The following is a 15,054-nucleotide window of genomic DNA, read 5'->3' as shown; positions in this document are numbered from 1 at the left end:
CGCTGCGGATGGCTTTGACAAGCATTCTCATTAACATTAGTATCCATCGCAACGAAACAGTCTTTGAGCAGTGAGTCTTAACTATGTATGTCTGCCTCTGCGAAGGTGTCACTGACGGCCAGATCCGCGATGCAATCTACGAAGGTTGCTGCAGCTACCGTGAAGTCCGTGAAGCAACAGGCGTTGCCAGCCAATGCGGAAAATGCGCCTGCCTGGCCAAATCGGTTGTCCGCGAGACCCTGACCGAGGTCCATGCCAACCAGGGCGCCCTCGCCTATCAGGCCAATTTTGTAGCTGCTTGATATTTTTTATCGCAGCTAAAACCAGACCTATCCAAAGCCGGATTTAAGATCCGGCTTTTTTATGCCCAAAATTCAATGACTTAATACTTAGATGCAGAACTTAAACATTCGTATTAAGTTTAAATTTAACTTATCTATCAAACACTTAGGTTTGACAGTAGTAGTTTATGCGCTCAAAATTTGCTTCACATATTTTTTCGGCACAGGGCAGGCACGCAAATGAAAGGCGACAAGAAAGTCATCCAGCATCTGAACAAGATCCTCGGTAACGAGCTGGTCGCGATCAACCAATACTTCCTGCATGCCCGCATGTACGAAGACTGGGGCCTGAAAAAACTCGGCGAGCACGAGTACCACGAATCGATCGACGAAATGAAACACGCTGACAAATTGATCAAGCGTATTCTTTTCCTCGAAGGCCTGCCCAACCTGCAAGACCTTGGCAAAATTCTCATTGGTGAAAATACCAAGGAAATGCTTGAGTGCGATCTGAAGATCGAACACAAAGCGCACACCGACCTGAAAGCCGCGATTGCCTACTGCGAGAGCGTTGGCGACTTTGCCAGCCGTGAATTGCTGGAAGATATTCTGTGCTCCGAGGAAGAGCACATCGACTGGCTCGAAACCCAACTCAGCCTGCTCGAGGCCATTGGCCTGCAAAACTACCTGCAGTCGCAAATGGACGAATGATCCTGTTGCTTGAATCAAAAAAACGGCAGCCCCGGGCTGCCGTTTTTTTATGCCTCCAATAACGAGCTAGCGATAGCCCTCTTCAACCAAAGCTTCCTCAGAAACCCTGCGCACCTGCTGATCTTCCTCGGTGAGCCGGGTTTTCTTCCAGTCGCCTCTGGCAAACCAGCACAATGAAATAATCGCGATCAGCACATTGGTGACCGGAAATGACCACCACAAGCCAGCAGCACCCAACTGCGTGTGCTTGGCCAATACATAGGCCAGCGGGAATTGCAGCATCCACTGTGCAACCAGCGCGATAACCATCGCACTGAGCATGTTACCCGAGGCCCTGAATGCAGAAACGATGCACAGTTGAATACCAATGCAGCCCCAGGCCAACGCCATGATGCGAATGAAATCCGTGCCCTGATTGATCACCACGGCCTCGCCCGGCACAAAGAACGCCACCAGGTGTGGGGCAATCGCATACACCAGCAAACCCACGACAGTCAGGCCAACAAAGCCATACAAGGCCCCTAGCTGGGTGATTTTCGAGGCGCGGTTGATATTGCCTGCGCCTATGTTCTGGCCGACCAGGGTCGAGACGGCCATTGAAATGCCCATCGCGGGAATGGTGATGACTTGCAGAATATTGGCGCCAATACCGTAGGCGGCGATTGTGCCGGTATCGAAACTGGCTACCAGAAAAGACATGACGATCAGCCCCAGGCCTCGAGTAGAGAGTTCAACCGAACCTGGGAAACCAAGAAAGAACGCTTTGCGGATATAGCCCAGGTCCGGCTTGAACCCTGCCCACTTGACTTGAATCCCGTGGCGCCCGCGCAAAAACACCCACATCCCCAAGCTGGCCGCTATTGCTTGAGTCACCAAAGTCGCCATGGCCGCGCCCGTGACACCAAAACCCGGTACGGGCCCCCAACCGAAAATAAACAACGGGTCGAGGCCGAAGTTGAGCAACACCGTTGCCAGCACAATCAGCAAAGGCACTCGCGTTTGCCCGACACCGCGCATCAGGGACTGGAACATGAAGAAGATAAATACAAAGATCACGCCAACAAATGACACACGCATGTATCCCAGGGCGCTGTCATACACATTTGCCTCGACGCCGAGCAACTTGAGCAGATATGGGGACAAGATATAACCAAGGGTGCCCAGAACCACTGAACTGATCATCACCATCAGCATGGTCTGCGCAGCCACATGATTAACCATGTCCGGGCGTCCAGACCCCATGTACTGGGCAGTCAGTGTAGCGCCGGCCATTGCCAGCCCTGCTCCCAGCGCTATCACCAGAAATGTGACAGGCGTGCTGACAGCTACCGCCGCCACGGCCGACGCCCCCAGGCGACCAACCCAATAGGTGTCGGTCAGTTGATAACCGGCCTGCAACAAGTTGGCGATAATGATCGGCACCGCCAGCGACAGCAGCGCCCTGGCAATGGAACCATTGAGAAACTGATGCTGACGCTGGCTACTGCTACTCATCTCATATCCCTGTTTTGCCTGGCGAGCGACTGCGATAGAGACCCTATGGAACCTGAGCAGTTCAGCAACGATCCGGGACAAAGGGTTTGCGCAAGGCAAAAAAAAATCGATGCCGAGGCATCGATTTTTCCAGAACCCGCGAAGCTTAGGCTTCGGACTTCTCAACTGCCGCCTTGATCATGGGCTGCAGTTCACCATTGTCAAACATCTCGGCAATGATATCGCTGCCGCCGACCAATTCACCACCGACCCAGAGTTGCGGGAAAGTTGGCCAGTTGGCGTACTTTGGCAGATTGGCGCGGATATCCGGATTCTGCAGGATATCGACATAGGCGAACTTTTCGCCACACGCCATGACGACCTGCGAGGCCTTGGACGAGAAGCCACACTGCGGGGCATTCGGCGAGCCTTTCATGTACAACAGAACGGGGTTGTTGGCGATCTGTTCTTTGATGGTTTCGATGATATCCATTGGGCACCTCAGGACTAAGCTTTACGACTCAAAAGTCGACACGGTTGGCGCTATTGTAGCGAAAAGCCGAGTGTAATGCTTGGTCGGAAACAACCCAGCCCAAATACCGACCTGAGCCTCTCAGGCGGCGACTATTTCGACCGGCACCCCATTCAGCGCGGCATTTCCTGATAGCGCATCGAGTTGCAGCTCGTCGGTCAGGTCATTGGCACTGGCACCCGGCTGATGACTGGCAATTGCCATTTGCACTCCAGGCCGGGCATGCCCCCAACCATGAGGCAGGCTCACCACACCCGGCATCATGTCAGCGCTGGCGGCGACCTCCACCTCAATCAGCCCAACCCGTGAGCGCACCCGCACCCGCTGGCCATCCGTCAAGCCACGGCTGGTCAGATCTGCAGGATGCATTAACAGTTGATGACGCGGCTTGCCCTTCACCAGGCGGTGATAATTGTGCATCCACGAATTATTACTGCGCACGTGCCGGCGACCAATCAGCAACAGTTCATCGGCAGCAGCCAAAGGTTGCTGGGCAAAGCGCTGCAGGTCAGCCATGAAGAGAGCAGGCGCCGCCTGCACCTTTTTATCCTCCGTACGAATACGGGCGGCCAAATTAGCCTTGAGCGGTCCCAGATCCAGGCCATGGGGGTGTTCGCGCAGCGCATCAACACTGAGCTTATGCTCGGAGTTGTCACCATAGGCACCGCGCCGCAGGCCCATGTCGATCATCTTGACAGGGGCCATGGTTGGCTTGAGTTCGGTGCCCATTTTTGCAGAGAACGCCTTGGCCAGGCCGATGAATATTTCCCAGTCATGCAAGGCATTGGCGGGCTTGTCCAGTACCGGCTCGTTGAAGCGCGTGACATTACGCACCGCGAAGCTGTTAAAGGTGGTGTCGTAGTGATCGTGCTCCAGCGGCGCAGTCGGCGGCAGGATCAAATCGGCGTAGCGAGTGGTTTCATTGATGTAAAAGTCGATGCTGAGCATGAACTCCAGACCATCGAGCGCCTGCTCCAGCTTGCGCCCGTTGGGCGTCGACAACACCGGATTACCCGCTACGCTGACCAAGGCTTTGACCTGCCCCTCGCCTTCGGTCAGCATTTCCTCGGCCAGCGCCGCGACCGGCAGTTCGCCGCCATACTCAGGCAAGCCTGAAACCCTGCTTTGCCAAACATTGAAGTGCCCCCCCGAGGTGCTCGCCACCAAGTCAACCGCCGGCTCGGTGCAAAGCGCACCGCCAACCCGATCCAGGTTGCCAGTCACCAGGTTGATCAACTGCACCAACCACTGGCACAGGGTGCCGAATGCCTGGGTCGAAACGCCCATACGCCCGTAGCACACCGCTTTATCAGCGCCAGCGAAGTCCCGCGCCAACTGGCGGATAACGTCAGCTGGAACAGCGCAACGCTCACTCATTGCCTCGGCGCTAAAACCGGCAACGGCCTCACGCACTGCCTGCAAGCCCTCTACATCCAAGTGGGTCTGGCGTGTTAGGTTTTCACTGAACAGGGTGTTCAAAAGAGCAAGCAGCAGCGCGGCATCCTGCCCGGGACGGATAAACAGGTGTTGGTCGGCAATTGCGGCGGTTTCCGTGCGGCGCGGGTCAACCACCACAAACTTGCCGCCACGGGCCTTGATTGCCTTCAGCCGCTTCTCGACATCCGGCACCGTCATGATGCTGCCGTTGGACGCTAGCGGATTGCCCCCGAGGATCAACATAAAGTCGGTGTGATCGATATCCGGAATCGGAAACAGAAAGCCATGGCCATACATTTGATGGCTGGTGAGGTGATGCGGCAACTGGTCGACCGAGGTTGCCGAAAAGCGGTTACGGGTTTTCAACTGCCCTAGAAAATAGTTGCTGTGAGTCATCAGCCCGTAGTTGTGCACGCTCGGGTTTCCCTGGTAGATCGCCACAGCATTGTTACCGTGCCGCGCCTGGATATCGCTCAGGCGTTCGGCAACCAGGGCAAAGGCCTCGTCCCACTCGATGGCCTGCCACTCACCGCCCACACGACGCATTGGCTGACGTATCCGGTCGGGGTCGTTCTGGATATCCTGCAGTGCCACCGCTTTTGGGCAGATGTGACCACGGCTGAAGGTGTCCTGTGCATCGCCTTTAATGGATACGATTTGCTGACGGCCGTCCGGCGCACGCTCGGTTTCGATCGTCAGGCCGCAGATGGCTTCGCATAGATGACACGCACGGTGATGGAGAGTCTTGCTCATGGCCGGCCTCGCTTTATTATTCGAGTGCACCCGCAGGAGTGCAAATAACGACTATGGCGCGCAGCCCGATATCGCACCAGCAGCGTTAGTCCTGTGAATTGACAGGCATCAGGGCAACCAATCCAGCACCAGCAGGCCGCCGCCGAGCAGGCTGGCAAAGCCTGAAACAGCAGACAATTTGCGCCGAATCGTCATTTGCTTATAAGATTTCGCCTTTCCCTGTTACGTCGCACTGTGCGGCCTCCTGCCGCAGGTCCAGCCATTTCTACTATTTATAGTGCTTGTGCCACCTGCGCCCTGTTGTAAAAAAGGTATTTTTGATGAGCGCAAGACACTTTCTCTCGCTGATGGACTGTAGCCCCACTGAGCTGGTGAGCTTGATCCGCCGCGCCATGGAGCTAAAGGATTTGCGCAACCGAGGCGTGCTTTTCGAACCGCTCAAGAACCGTGTACTGGGCATGATTTTCGAGAAGGCCTCGACCCGGACACGCCTGTCCTTTGAAGCGGGCATGATCCAGTTTGGCGGCCAGGCTATTTTCCTGTCGCCACGCGACACCCAACTGGGCCGTGGCGAACCCATTGCCGACGCAGCCAAGGTGATGTCTCGCATGCTCGATGCGGTCATGATCCGCACATTCGCCCACGACACCCTGACCGAATTTGCCGCGAACTCGCGCGTACCTGTCATCAATGGTTTGTCAGATGACCTGCACCCCTGCCAGTTGCTGGCCGACATGCAGACCTACCTTGAACACCGTGGCAGCATCGCGGGCAAAACCGTGGTCTGGATCGGTGATGGCAACAACATGTGCAACTCCTATATAGAGGCTGCCATCCAGTTCGACTTCCAGTTGCGCGTTGCCTGCCCCGAGGGCTACGAGCCTAGCGCCAGGCTGCTGGCCGAAGCTGGAGAGCGGGTACAGATCATCCGCGATCCACGCCAGGCAGTGGTTGGTGCGCACTTGGTGACGACCGACGTATGGGCCTCGATGGGCCAGGAAGACGAAGCGCAAGAACGCATGAAGCTGTTCAAGCCCTACCAGGTCGATCGTGCCCTGCTCGATATGGCGGACGAAAGCGTATTGTTCCTGCACTGCCTGCCGGCCCACCGTGGCGAAGAGATCAGCGAAGACTTGCTTGACGATCCGCGCTCGGCCGCATGGGACCAGGCGGAAAACCGTCTTCATGCGCAAAAGGCCTTGCTTGAATTCCTAGTCGAAGCGTCACACCACCACGTATGACACACTCAATGCTGCTTAACCTGCGCGACCTGAGCTGTGGCTACAACGAGCACAAGGTAGTACAGGACCTCAATCTACACCTCAATGCCGGCGATATTGGCTGCCTGCTCGGCTCATCCGGCTGCGGCAAGACCACGACATTGCGCGCGATTGCCGGCTTTGAGCCGGTGCACAGCGGCGAGATAAGCCTGGCCGGCGAAGTGATTTCCAGTGCCGGCTTTACCCTAGCGCCGGAGAAGCGACGGATCGGCATGGTGTTTCAGGACTACGCCCTGTTCCCCCACCTTAGCGTGGCGCAGAACATCGCCTTTGGCATTCGCAAACAACCAGACTGCGAGCGCATCACCGAGGAATTGCTGGCGCTGGTCAAGCTTGACCACCTTGGCAAACGCTACCCGCACGAGTTGTCTGGCGGACAGCAGCAGCGGGTATCGCTGGCCCGTGCACTGGCGCCAGAACCCCAGTTGCTATTACTTGATGAGCCCTTCTCCAACCTTGATGGCGAACTGCGCCGCAGCTTGAGCCGTGAGGTTCGTGAAATCCTCAAGAGCCGTGGCACCAGCGCGATCCTGGTGACTCACGATCAAGAAGAAGCCTTTGCTGTCAGCGATCATGTCGGAGTGTTCAAGGAAGGCAAGCTGGAGCAGTGGGACACCCCCTACAACCTGTACCACGAACCCAAGACCCCTTTTGTCGCCAGCTTTATCGGCCAGGGTTATTTCATCCGTGGCCAGTTGCTGAGCCCGGAAAAGGTGCAGACCGAACTGGGGGTGATCAGCGGTGATCGTGCCTATATCTGGCCGACCGGCAGCGCGGTAGATGTACTACTGCGGCCCGACGACATTGTTTACGCTCCGGAAAGTTCGCTGACAGCACTGATTGTCGGCAAGACCTTCCTGGGTGCGGCAACCCTGTATCGCCTGCAACTGCCAACCGGGAGCCAGCTTGAGGCGCTATTTCCCAGCCACGCGGATCATCAGCCAGGTGAAAGCGTGGGGATTCGCGTTGCAGCGGAGCACTTGGTCGCATTTGCAGTACCCGGCAGCGTCGCAACCCACGCCAACCCGCCAAGCTCTGGCGTACGCCGCCACAGCGCTGGCAGCTAGCCCAGGTCACAAGGGGGACTAGACGTCCCCCAGCAACAAGGTTGCCTTGGCGACCAGAACGGCGTCACCGGCAATTTTCACCCGCTCCCCCGCCAACCGACAATGCAATTCCCCGCCCCGCGCAGAGGCCTGGTACGCACGCATCTCAAGCTTGGCCAGGCGCTTCGACCAATAGGGAATCAAGCTGCAGTGGATGGCGCCGGTAACGGGGTCCTCGGCAATCCCGATCGAAGGGGCAAAGTAGCGAGAGACAAAATCATATTGCTGCCCTGGCGCGGTGATGATGACACCCATGCCCGGCAATTTGGCGACTTCAGCCAAGTCAGGCTGGCAATTGCGCACCGTAGCTTCATCCGCCACCACCGCGAGCAGTTCCGGACCGACAAATGCGGCCTCGACAACAACCCCCAGCGCTGCAGACACCGCGTCGAGCAACCGATGATCGGGCTCAATATTTTGCGCAGGGAAGTCCAGCTCCAAACGTTGCCCGGCGCGCCTGACCCGTAGCGGCCCGGACAGGCTGTGAAACTCGATAACCTCGCCCGGCTCTGCATAGATATTGAACAGCACATAAGCGCTGGCCAGCGTCGCGTGACCGCACAACGGCACCTCGGTAGCCGGTGTGAACCAGCGTATGTGCCAATGCTCGGACTGCTTTACTAGAAATGCGGTTTCCGCCAGGTTGTGTTCGGCCGCGATACGCTGCATCAGCGCGTCATCGAGCCAGTGATCAAGGCGATAAACAATAGCTGGGTTACCGCAAAATGGGCGGTTGGAAAAAGCATCGACTTGATGATATTCGAGTTGCATCACGATAATCCTTGGTTGTCTGGGTCATCACCGCTGCGGGTCAGGGGCCGGGGAGGAATGATCAGGGTCGATAGCCGGCGGGCTGATGCCATAACGCCGATATAGCGCAGCCACTTTTCCCGTGGCGGCATAGCGTTCCAGGCCCTGCTCGAAAATATCGACATAACGCTGGCTGGCCCCCAGTGCGGGGCTGAACGCGACGTAGATCGGAACATCTATCTTGCGACAACCAACTTCAAGCAGGGCATCGGTTTGCCCCTGCCTGGCCAAATAGGCTTGCATGACCCAGTTATTCTCAATAATGGTGTCCACGCGGCCTTTGCGCAATTTATCAATATTGAGGGCTAGCGCCCGATCACCGGACGCCATCTGCACTCGTGCCGAATCAGCACGGTAACGCTCGAAATAGGTGTTCAGCTCCTGGCCATAGCTATAGCCATTAATAGCTCCGACCGTGACCCTGGCCAGCGAATCGACCCCTTGGTAGCGCCAGCCAGGGCCTGGCTTGGCGTAGAAGCAATTACGCGAGATGCCCACAGCCGTCTTGGTAAAGATGAAATCTGGAGCGTCTCTGACGCCAGCGCCAAGCAACGCATTGGCTTTACCTAGCCGAACCTCATGAACAGCCCGCGCCCAATTGGTCACCCGGTACTCGACCTCAATCCCGCGTTCGGCAAAGATGTCTTGCACCAACTCTACGAATATCCCTGGCTGCTGCCCATCCGGCGCGCAGTTCACAGGGCACCAAAGGTCGCCGGTGATGACCAGGGTTTCGTTATCCGCCCCTGCGGCCCAGAGCACCTGCGCGCAAAAACTTGCAATAAAAGCCAGCCATAAGCGAAGAAAGCGAATCAAAGGTCTGCCTCACAAAAAAGCCGATGTGGGCTAGTTCTCGCTGCGTACCCGCTTTACGGCATCCAACCAGCCCTTGTAAAGCGTATCACGATGGCTATCTGCCATTAACGGGGTAAAGCGTTGCTCGCAGTGCCAATGGCTGGCAATTGCTTCGAGGTCAGGGTAGATACCCGCTTGCAGCCCTGCAAGGTATGCGACCCCGAGCGCCGTCGTTTCTGTAACCTTAGGACGCTCTACAGTGACCCCGAGAATATCGGCCAAAAACTGCAGGACCCAGTTATTTTCAACCATGCCGCCGTCAACCCGAAGAGCACTGGGCGCAGCGGCGCCGTCCTGGCGCATGGCCTCAAGCAGGTCCAGGGTTTGGTAGCAAACCGACTGCAAGCCTGCGGTGACGATTTCCTTGATACCAGTATCGCGGGTCAGGCCAAAGATCGCGCCCCGCGCTTTGGGGTCCCAATAAGGTGCTCCCAACCCCGTAAAGGCAGGTACCAGATACACGCCACACGCATCACCAGTTTGCACGGCCATTGCTTCGCTGTCGCGCGCATGATTGATCAGCTTGATACCGTCACGCAGCCACTGAACGGCTGCGCCAGCTACGAAAATGCTGCCTTCGACGGCGTATGTAACCTTGCCATTGAGGCGATAACCCACTGTGGTCAACAAGCGGTTCTGCGAGGTAACCGGCGTATCACCGGTATTCTGGATCATGAAGCAGCCAGTGCCGTAGGTGCTCTTGACCATCCCCGGCTGAAAACAGGCCTGACCAACCAACGCCGCCTGCTGATCGCCCGCAATACCCAGCACCGGAATGGCCGCCCCCAGGAGCTCGGGCAAGCAAGCACCAAAATCCGCAGCCGAATCCATGACCTCGGGTAGCATGTTCACCGGGATATCAAACAACTCCAGCAACTCGGCATCCCATTGCTGAGTATGGATATTGAACATCAAGGTACGCGAGGCGTTGGTCGCATCGGTCTTATGTGATTGGCCGCCCGTCAGGCGCCACAGCAAGAAGCTGTCGACCGTACCAAAGCGCAACTCGCCCCGCTCTGCTCGCTCGCGAGCGCCGGGTACATTTTCCAGAATCCAGCGCAGCTTGGTCGCGGAAAAATAGGGGTCGATCAGCAGTCCGGTCTTGGCTGCCACGCGAGCCTCATGCCCGGCCTGCTTGAGCTGTGCACAGTAATCAGCGGTACGCCGGTCCTGCCAGACAATGGCGTGATGGATTGGCTCGCCACTTTGGGCATCCCATACCAAGGTGGTTTCACGCTGGTTGGTGATGCCTATTGCAGCAATCTGGTCAATCTCCAGACCACTGTGTTCCAGCGCCTGCCGACAAACATCCAGGGTGCTCTGCCAAAGCTCCTCGGCATCATGTTCGACCCAGCCGTCTTGCGGGAAATACTGCTTGAACTCCTGCTGCGCCTGCGCCACAGGCAAGCCCTGGGCACTGAATACAATTGCGCGACTGCTCGTCGTGCCTTGGTCGATCGCCAGCAGAAACCGTGACATGTATGTGTCCTTATTATTGTCGGGCCTTCACAACCGAAAATGTGTTGGCCAAGGTGAATGAGTGCACGCCGCACCCAAGGCATGCAGCAAACTGAAATTACTCGCGGCCAATTGCCGCAAATTGGGCATTGGTGTGTTGCGCCAGGACGGCACCCGATAACTCGACCTCAAGTCCGCGCCGCCCGGCACTGACATGAATGCTCGGAAACTGTTGGGCCGAGGTGTCGATAAAGGTACGCAGCCGCTTCTTTTGCCCCAACGGGCTAATGCCACCGAGCAAGTAACCCGTTGACCTTTGCGCGGCAACTGGATCGGCCATATCGGCCTTCTTGACCCCGGCTGCAGCGGCCAGCGCCTTCAAGTCCAGGCTACCGGCGACGGGCACCACAGCAACTATAAGCTCGCCCTTCTCGCTTGCCGCCAGCAGCGTCTTGAACACACGCGCAGGATCAAGGTTAAGTTTCTCGGCAGCCTCCAGCCCATAGGAAGCCGTTTTCGGATCATGGCTGTAGCTGTGAACCTGGAACGGCGCCTTGGCCTTTTTTAACAGATCGATTGCAGGGGTCATGTTCGTTTGTGAAAATACTCAGACAAAGTCTCATTACCATAGCCGAAAATTTCTTCCTGAGCAGCCTATAATGGCGCAAAAAAGGACTCGCCCATGACCCTGCCACCGCGCCAGCAAGACATTCTCAATCTCGCCCGCGAGCGCGGATACGTCAGCATCGAGGAACTTGCCCAGGCATTCACTGTAACCCCGCAGACTATCCGCCGCGACATCAACCAGCTCGCCGAACAGGGCTTGCTACGCCGTACTCACGGCGGCGCGGCGTGCGAAAGCTCCAGCACGCAAAACACTGCCTACACCATGCGCGCCGGGCAAATGCGCGAAGAAAAGCTGCGCATTGCCGAAGCCGTTGCTGCCCAAATACCTGATCACGCTTCATTGTTCATCAACATAGGCACGACCACCGAAGCCATTGCCCGCGCGCTACAGAACCACAAAGGCTTGAAAATCATCACCAACAACCTGCATGTGGCCGCACAACTGAGCACCAAGGCTGATTTCGAAGTACTGGTGGCCGGCGGAACGGTGCGTGCCGACGGCGGAATCGTGGGCCAGGCCGCAGTCGACTTCATCGAGCAATTCAAGGTCGACTTTGCCCTGGTTGGCATCAGCGGCATTGATGAAGACGGCAGCTTGCTCGACTTTGACTATCAGGAAGTGCGGGTATCCCAGGCAATCATCAACAATGCCCGCCGGGTTCTGTTGGCCGCTGACTCAAATAAATTCGGACGTAACGCCGTGGTGCGCCTGGGGTCGATCAACCTGGTCGACCAAGTATTTACCGACGCAGCGCCAAGCCCGGCGATCTGCCGGCTTTTGCGCGACGCCAAGATCCAACTCAACCTGGTCTAGACAGCCCCTGTAGCAAGACGCGACGCAAACCAGGGCGCAGCTGAAGACTCAAAGCAGACAAACTTTCGTGGCTTGTCGACTGGCGAAGCCAGGTTTATTCAACTAGCATATGTTCGGAAGTGAACATCAATAGTTCAATTTCGATCCCTGGTGAGTGTCAGCATGTCCAAACACAGCAGCCACAGCGCACCCATTGCCGAAGTTTATGATGTTGCCATCGTTGGCGGCGGCATTAACGGAGTCGGAATTGCCGCCGATGCAGCAGGGCGCGGTTTATCAGTGTTTCTTTGCGAGCGCGACGACCTGGCCGAACACACTTCTTCCGCCAGCAGCAAACTGATCCACGGCGGCCTGCGCTACCTTGAGCACTATGAATTTCGCCTGGTGCGCGAAGCACTTGCCGAACGCGAAGTGCTGCTGGCCAAGGCCCCCCATATCATCAAGCCCATGCGGTTTATCCTGCCGCACCGCCCGCACTTGCGGCCTGCATGGATGATCCGCGCGGGGCTGTTTCTCTATGATCATCTTGGCAAGCGTGAAAAACTGCCGGCGTCCAACGCTGTACGCTTCGCCGCAAACAGCCCAATGCAAGCGCATATCACCCGAGGCTTTGAATATTCGGATTGCTGGGTCGACGACGCCAGGCTGGTGGTGCTAAACGCCATGGCCGCCCGTGAGAGCGGCGCCCACATCCACACCCAAACCCGCTGCACCAGCGCACGACGCAGCAAAGGCTTATGGCACATTCATCTTGAACGCGGCGATGGCAGCCTGTTTTCAATTCGCGCCCGTGCGCTGGTCAATGCCGCCGGCCCCTGGGTGGCGAAATTTATTCGCGACGATCTCAAGCAAGAATCCCCCTACGGGGTTCGCCTGATCCAAGGTAGCCACATCATAGTGCCGCGCAGGTTCGAAGGTGAGCAGGCATATATCCTGCAGAACGAAGACCAACGCGTGGTGTTTGCGATCCCCTACCTCGATCAATTCACCATGATCGGCACCACCGACCGTGAGTATCAAGGTGACCCACGCACGGTGGCCATCACCGAAGAAGAAACCGATTACCTGCTCAATGTGTTCAACGCGCACTTTCGCCAGTCTCTTGGACGCGTGGATATCCTGCATAGTTTTTCAGGGGTCCGGCCACTCTGTGATGACGAGTCTGCCGAACCGTCAGCCGTCACCCGCGACTACACCCTGTCACTCTCTGGGCATCCCGGTGAGGCTCCTCTGCTTTCGGTATTCGGCGGCAAGCTGACCACCTACCGCAAGCTGGCCGAATCCGCACTGAAACTGCTGGCCAGCCACTTCCCGCAAATGGGGCCAGGCTGGACCGCGACCAGTTTGCTACCCGGCGCCGAGGACTTTACAAGCCAGGCCGCCTTGGTCGACGCGCTCAGCGCCAGGTTCAACTGGTTGCCGAACAGCTTGGTTCGGCGCTGGGCAACCACCTATGGCAACCGCAGCTGGCTGTTGTTGGACGGAGTAGACAAGCTACAAGACCTGGGCGAGCATTTTGGCGCCCAGTTGTATGCCCGGGAAGTTGAATACCTGTGCGCCGAGGAGTGGGCTACGGCGCCTGCCGATATTCTTTGGCGCCGCACCAAGCTTGGCCTGTTCATGAGCGCCGCAGAACAACTACGCCTTGGCCAATACCTGCAGGAACGCCGTTCGCAGGCTGCGAAACCAGTGCCCCTGGGCCCGGCGCTGCTTCAATAGGCAAATTGTTTGCCCGCACAAGCTTCCCCAGCCTACAACTGGGCGATATGAGTATCCCTACGGTGGGCAATCAAATAGGGCAGCACCGCTGCAAGCAACGGCTTTTTAAACGCAGCCTGAAAACGATGGGCCAAGCCGGGAATCAGTTTTAACTGGCTGCCGCGAATGTGCGCCGCCAGGTGTACGCCGTGCATTACCGGCAATAGCGGGTCTGCCGTGCCATGCACCACCAGAGTCGGAACCCGTAGGCGATTGAGCAGCTCCACCCGGCTCGGCTCGGCCAGAATGGCTGCGATCTGTCGCTCAACCCCTTGCGGATTGAATGCGCGATCGTAGGAAACCTGCGCTTCGTGCAGCAACTGCTGGCGATCATCCTTGACCTCGGGACTGCCCAAAGCAGCGAGCAGATCCGCTTGTTGTTCCAAGGCCACCGCCCTGTTGGGCGCTTCACGGCGGCCCAATAACGCCAGCAGCTTTGGACTTGGCGCCGGTAAGCCCGCGGCTCCCGAGCTACTCATGATCAACGTCAGGCTTTGCACCCGCTGCGGCGCGAGATCCGCCAGGTGCTGGGCGATCATGCCCCCCATGCTTGCACCCAGGACATGGAAGCGTTCAATGCCCAGTGCATCCATCAAACCCAGTGAATCACGGGCCATATCTGTCAGGCTGTAAGGCGCCGACACACTGATGCCGATTCTGTAGCGCAACGCTTGGATGGTCAGGTTTACCGGCGCCACGGGCTGATGCCAACGGCTCAAACCGCCATCGCGATTGTCGAAGCGAATCACCCGAAACCCCTGCTCACACAGCGATTCCACCACCTCATCCGGCCAGTGGATCAGTTGGCCGCCCAGGCCCATCACCAGCAATAAGGCGGGATCACGGGTACGACCGACACTTTGATAGGCAAGACTCAGCTCACCCACATCGGCAAATTGTGTAGCGGATGTCAGGTCGCAACGGACCGCAGAAAAAGACGACACGCTGAATAACAGCGCGACCATAAATAAAAACGCACGCATAAAAACACCAAAACGCAGAACCCCATCAAGGTGCAATCTTGATGATATTTATGCTTTCGCGCTGCCACAGAACCATGACAATTTGATGAACCCTGCTCAGTGGTCGTTTTAGCCATGAAGCACTTGATTGATAGCGTTTTAAAGCCTGCCAGAGCGCCCGCACATTGCATGCGCGC

Annotated in this window: 14 protein-coding genes; 6 read left to right on the top strand and 8 right to left on the bottom strand. The window is 57.2% G+C overall.

The window, feature by feature from the left end; all coding sequences use genetic code 11:
- Nucleotides 1–83 precede the first annotated feature (83 nt).
- Both PSES9_RS0104310 and bfr read left to right on the top strand, forming a co-directional pair.
- The gene (locus PSES9_RS0104310) at nucleotides 84–302 is read left to right on the top strand and encodes a bacterioferritin-associated ferredoxin (protein WP_010484485.1); all 219 of its coding nucleotides are present in this window, start codon (nucleotides 84–86) and stop codon (nucleotides 300–302) included.
- A 219-nt stretch (nucleotides 303–521) separates the two neighbouring features.
- On the top strand, nucleotides 522–992 hold the full coding sequence (gene bfr / locus PSES9_RS0104305) for a bacterioferritin (protein ID WP_010484483.1): 471 nt from the start codon (nucleotides 522–524) through the stop codon (nucleotides 990–992).
- 66 nt (nucleotides 993–1,058) lie between these two features.
- Here the strand turns inward: bfr and PSES9_RS0104300 are convergent, their stop codons facing one another.
- The 3 genes from PSES9_RS0104300 to PSES9_RS0104290 all read right to left on the bottom strand — a co-directional run bounded on the left by PSES9_RS0104300 (nucleotide 1,059) and on the right by PSES9_RS0104290 (nucleotide 5,187).
- A complete protein-coding gene (locus PSES9_RS0104300; RefSeq protein ID WP_010484481.1) occupies nucleotides 1,059–2,486 on the bottom strand; it encodes an MATE family efflux transporter in 1,428 nt (475 codons plus the stop codon).
- A 145-nt stretch (nucleotides 2,487–2,631) separates the two neighbouring features.
- Nucleotides 2,632–2,958 carry a Grx4 family monothiol glutaredoxin gene (grxD, locus tag PSES9_RS0104295; RefSeq protein WP_010484479.1) on the bottom strand — a complete coding sequence of 109 codons (327 nt, stop codon included), beginning with the start codon at nucleotides 2,956–2,958 and terminating at the stop codon, nucleotides 2,632–2,634.
- Nucleotides 2,959–3,078: 120 nt separating this feature from the next.
- Nucleotides 3,079–5,187: a molybdopterin oxidoreductase family protein gene (locus PSES9_RS0104290; RefSeq protein ID WP_010484477.1), complete on the bottom strand. Its 2,109-nt coding sequence runs from the start codon at nucleotides 5,185–5,187 to the stop codon at nucleotides 3,079–3,081.
- Nucleotides 5,188–5,507: 320 nt separating this feature from the next.
- Between PSES9_RS0104290 and argF the strand changes: the two genes are divergently transcribed.
- Complete coding sequence (gene argF, locus PSES9_RS0104280) at nucleotides 5,508–6,428, top strand: ornithine carbamoyltransferase (RefSeq protein ID WP_010484475.1); 921 nt, start codon at nucleotides 5,508–5,510, stop codon at nucleotides 6,426–6,428.
- Complete coding sequence (locus PSES9_RS0104275) at nucleotides 6,425–7,534, top strand: ABC transporter ATP-binding protein (protein WP_010484474.1); 1,110 nt, start codon at nucleotides 6,425–6,427, stop codon at nucleotides 7,532–7,534. The genes argF and PSES9_RS0104275 overlap by 4 nt, the downstream gene beginning before the upstream one ends.
- 18 nt (nucleotides 7,535–7,552) lie before the next feature.
- Here PSES9_RS0104275 and PSES9_RS0104270 read toward each other — a convergent pair whose 3' ends face one another.
- The 4 genes from PSES9_RS0104270 to ybaK form a co-directional block, all read right to left on the bottom strand.
- Nucleotides 7,553–8,344, bottom strand: a complete 792-nt coding sequence (locus PSES9_RS0104270; protein WP_010484472.1) for a PhzF family phenazine biosynthesis protein — start codon at nucleotides 8,342–8,344, stop codon at nucleotides 7,553–7,555.
- 27 nt (nucleotides 8,345–8,371) lie between these two features.
- Nucleotides 8,372–9,199 (bottom strand): substrate-binding periplasmic protein, encoded by an 828-nt coding sequence (locus PSES9_RS0104265; protein WP_010484470.1) that lies wholly within the window; start codon nucleotides 9,197–9,199, stop codon nucleotides 8,372–8,374.
- Nucleotides 9,200–9,229: 30 nt separating this feature from the next.
- Nucleotides 9,230–10,717, bottom strand: a complete 1,488-nt coding sequence (gene glpK, locus PSES9_RS0104260) for a glycerol kinase GlpK (protein WP_010484468.1) — start codon at nucleotides 10,715–10,717, stop codon at nucleotides 9,230–9,232.
- A 97-nt stretch (nucleotides 10,718–10,814) separates the two neighbouring features.
- Nucleotides 10,815–11,285 (bottom strand): Cys-tRNA(Pro) deacylase, encoded by a 471-nt coding sequence (ybaK, locus tag PSES9_RS0104255; protein ID WP_010484466.1) that lies wholly within the window; start codon nucleotides 11,283–11,285, stop codon nucleotides 10,815–10,817.
- Nucleotides 11,286–11,378: 93 nt separating this feature from the next.
- On the opposite strand from ybaK, the gene PSES9_RS0104250 reads away from it, so the two are divergent.
- Complete coding sequence (locus PSES9_RS0104250) at nucleotides 11,379–12,137, top strand: DeoR family transcriptional regulator (protein WP_010484464.1); 759 nt, start codon at nucleotides 11,379–11,381, stop codon at nucleotides 12,135–12,137.
- 162 nt (nucleotides 12,138–12,299) lie between these two features.
- The gene (glpD, locus tag PSES9_RS0104245) at nucleotides 12,300–13,856 is read left to right on the top strand and encodes a glycerol-3-phosphate dehydrogenase (protein WP_010484462.1); all 1,557 of its coding nucleotides are present in this window, start codon (nucleotides 12,300–12,302) and stop codon (nucleotides 13,854–13,856) included.
- Nucleotides 13,857–13,888: 32 nt separating this feature from the next.
- On the opposite strand, the gene PSES9_RS0104240 is transcribed toward glpD, so the two are convergent.
- A complete protein-coding gene (locus tag PSES9_RS0104240) occupies nucleotides 13,889–14,878 on the bottom strand; it encodes an alpha/beta fold hydrolase (protein ID WP_010484460.1) in 990 nt (329 codons plus the stop codon).
- Between the last annotated feature and the right edge of the window lie 176 nt (nucleotides 14,879–15,054).

It is taken from the genome of Pseudomonas sp. S9 (assembly GCF_000222125.1).
In the GTDB taxonomy this organism is placed as follows: domain Bacteria; phylum Pseudomonadota; class Gammaproteobacteria; order Pseudomonadales; family Pseudomonadaceae; genus Aquipseudomonas; species Aquipseudomonas segetis.
Note: the sequence above shows the minus strand (reverse complement) of the source record. Positions and strands in the feature narration are given on the sequence as shown.

What these genes read in the sequence shown, in the direction of transcription:
- ybaK (WP_010484466.1), bottom strand. Translation starts at nt 11,285, where the DNA reads ATGACCCCTGCAATCGATCTGTTAAAAAAGGCCAAGGCGCCGTTCCAG.
- PSES9_RS0104275 (WP_010484474.1), top strand. Translation starts at nt 6,425, where the DNA reads ATGACACACTCAATGCTGCTTAACCTGCGCGACCTGAGCTGTGGCTAC.
- PSES9_RS0104290 (WP_010484477.1), bottom strand. Translation starts at nt 5,187, where the DNA reads ATGAGCAAGACTCTCCATCACCGTGCGTGTCATCTATGCGAAGCCATC.
- glpK (WP_010484468.1), bottom strand. Translation starts at nt 10,717, where the DNA reads ATGTCACGGTTTCTGCTGGCGATCGACCAAGGCACGACGAGCAGTCGC.
- grxD (WP_010484479.1), bottom strand. Translation starts at nt 2,958, where the DNA reads ATGGATATCATCGAAACCATCAAAGAACAGATCGCCAACAACCCCGTT.
- PSES9_RS0104270 (WP_010484472.1), bottom strand. Translation starts at nt 8,344, where the DNA reads ATGCAACTCGAATATCATCAAGTCGATGCTTTTTCCAACCGCCCATTT.
- PSES9_RS0104300 (WP_010484481.1), bottom strand. Translation starts at nt 2,486, where the DNA reads ATGAGTAGCAGTAGCCAGCGTCAGCATCAGTTTCTCAATGGTTCCATT.
- PSES9_RS0104250 (WP_010484464.1), top strand. Translation starts at nt 11,379, where the DNA reads ATGACCCTGCCACCGCGCCAGCAAGACATTCTCAATCTCGCCCGCGAG.
- argF (WP_010484475.1), top strand. Translation starts at nt 5,508, where the DNA reads ATGAGCGCAAGACACTTTCTCTCGCTGATGGACTGTAGCCCCACTGAG.
- bfr (WP_010484483.1), top strand. Translation starts at nt 522, where the DNA reads ATGAAAGGCGACAAGAAAGTCATCCAGCATCTGAACAAGATCCTCGGT.
- glpD (WP_010484462.1), top strand. Translation starts at nt 12,300, where the DNA reads ATGTCCAAACACAGCAGCCACAGCGCACCCATTGCCGAAGTTTATGAT.
- PSES9_RS0104310 (WP_010484485.1), top strand. Translation starts at nt 84, where the DNA reads ATGTATGTCTGCCTCTGCGAAGGTGTCACTGACGGCCAGATCCGCGAT.
- PSES9_RS0104240 (WP_010484460.1), bottom strand. Translation starts at nt 14,878, where the DNA reads ATGCGTGCGTTTTTATTTATGGTCGCGCTGTTATTCAGCGTGTCGTCT.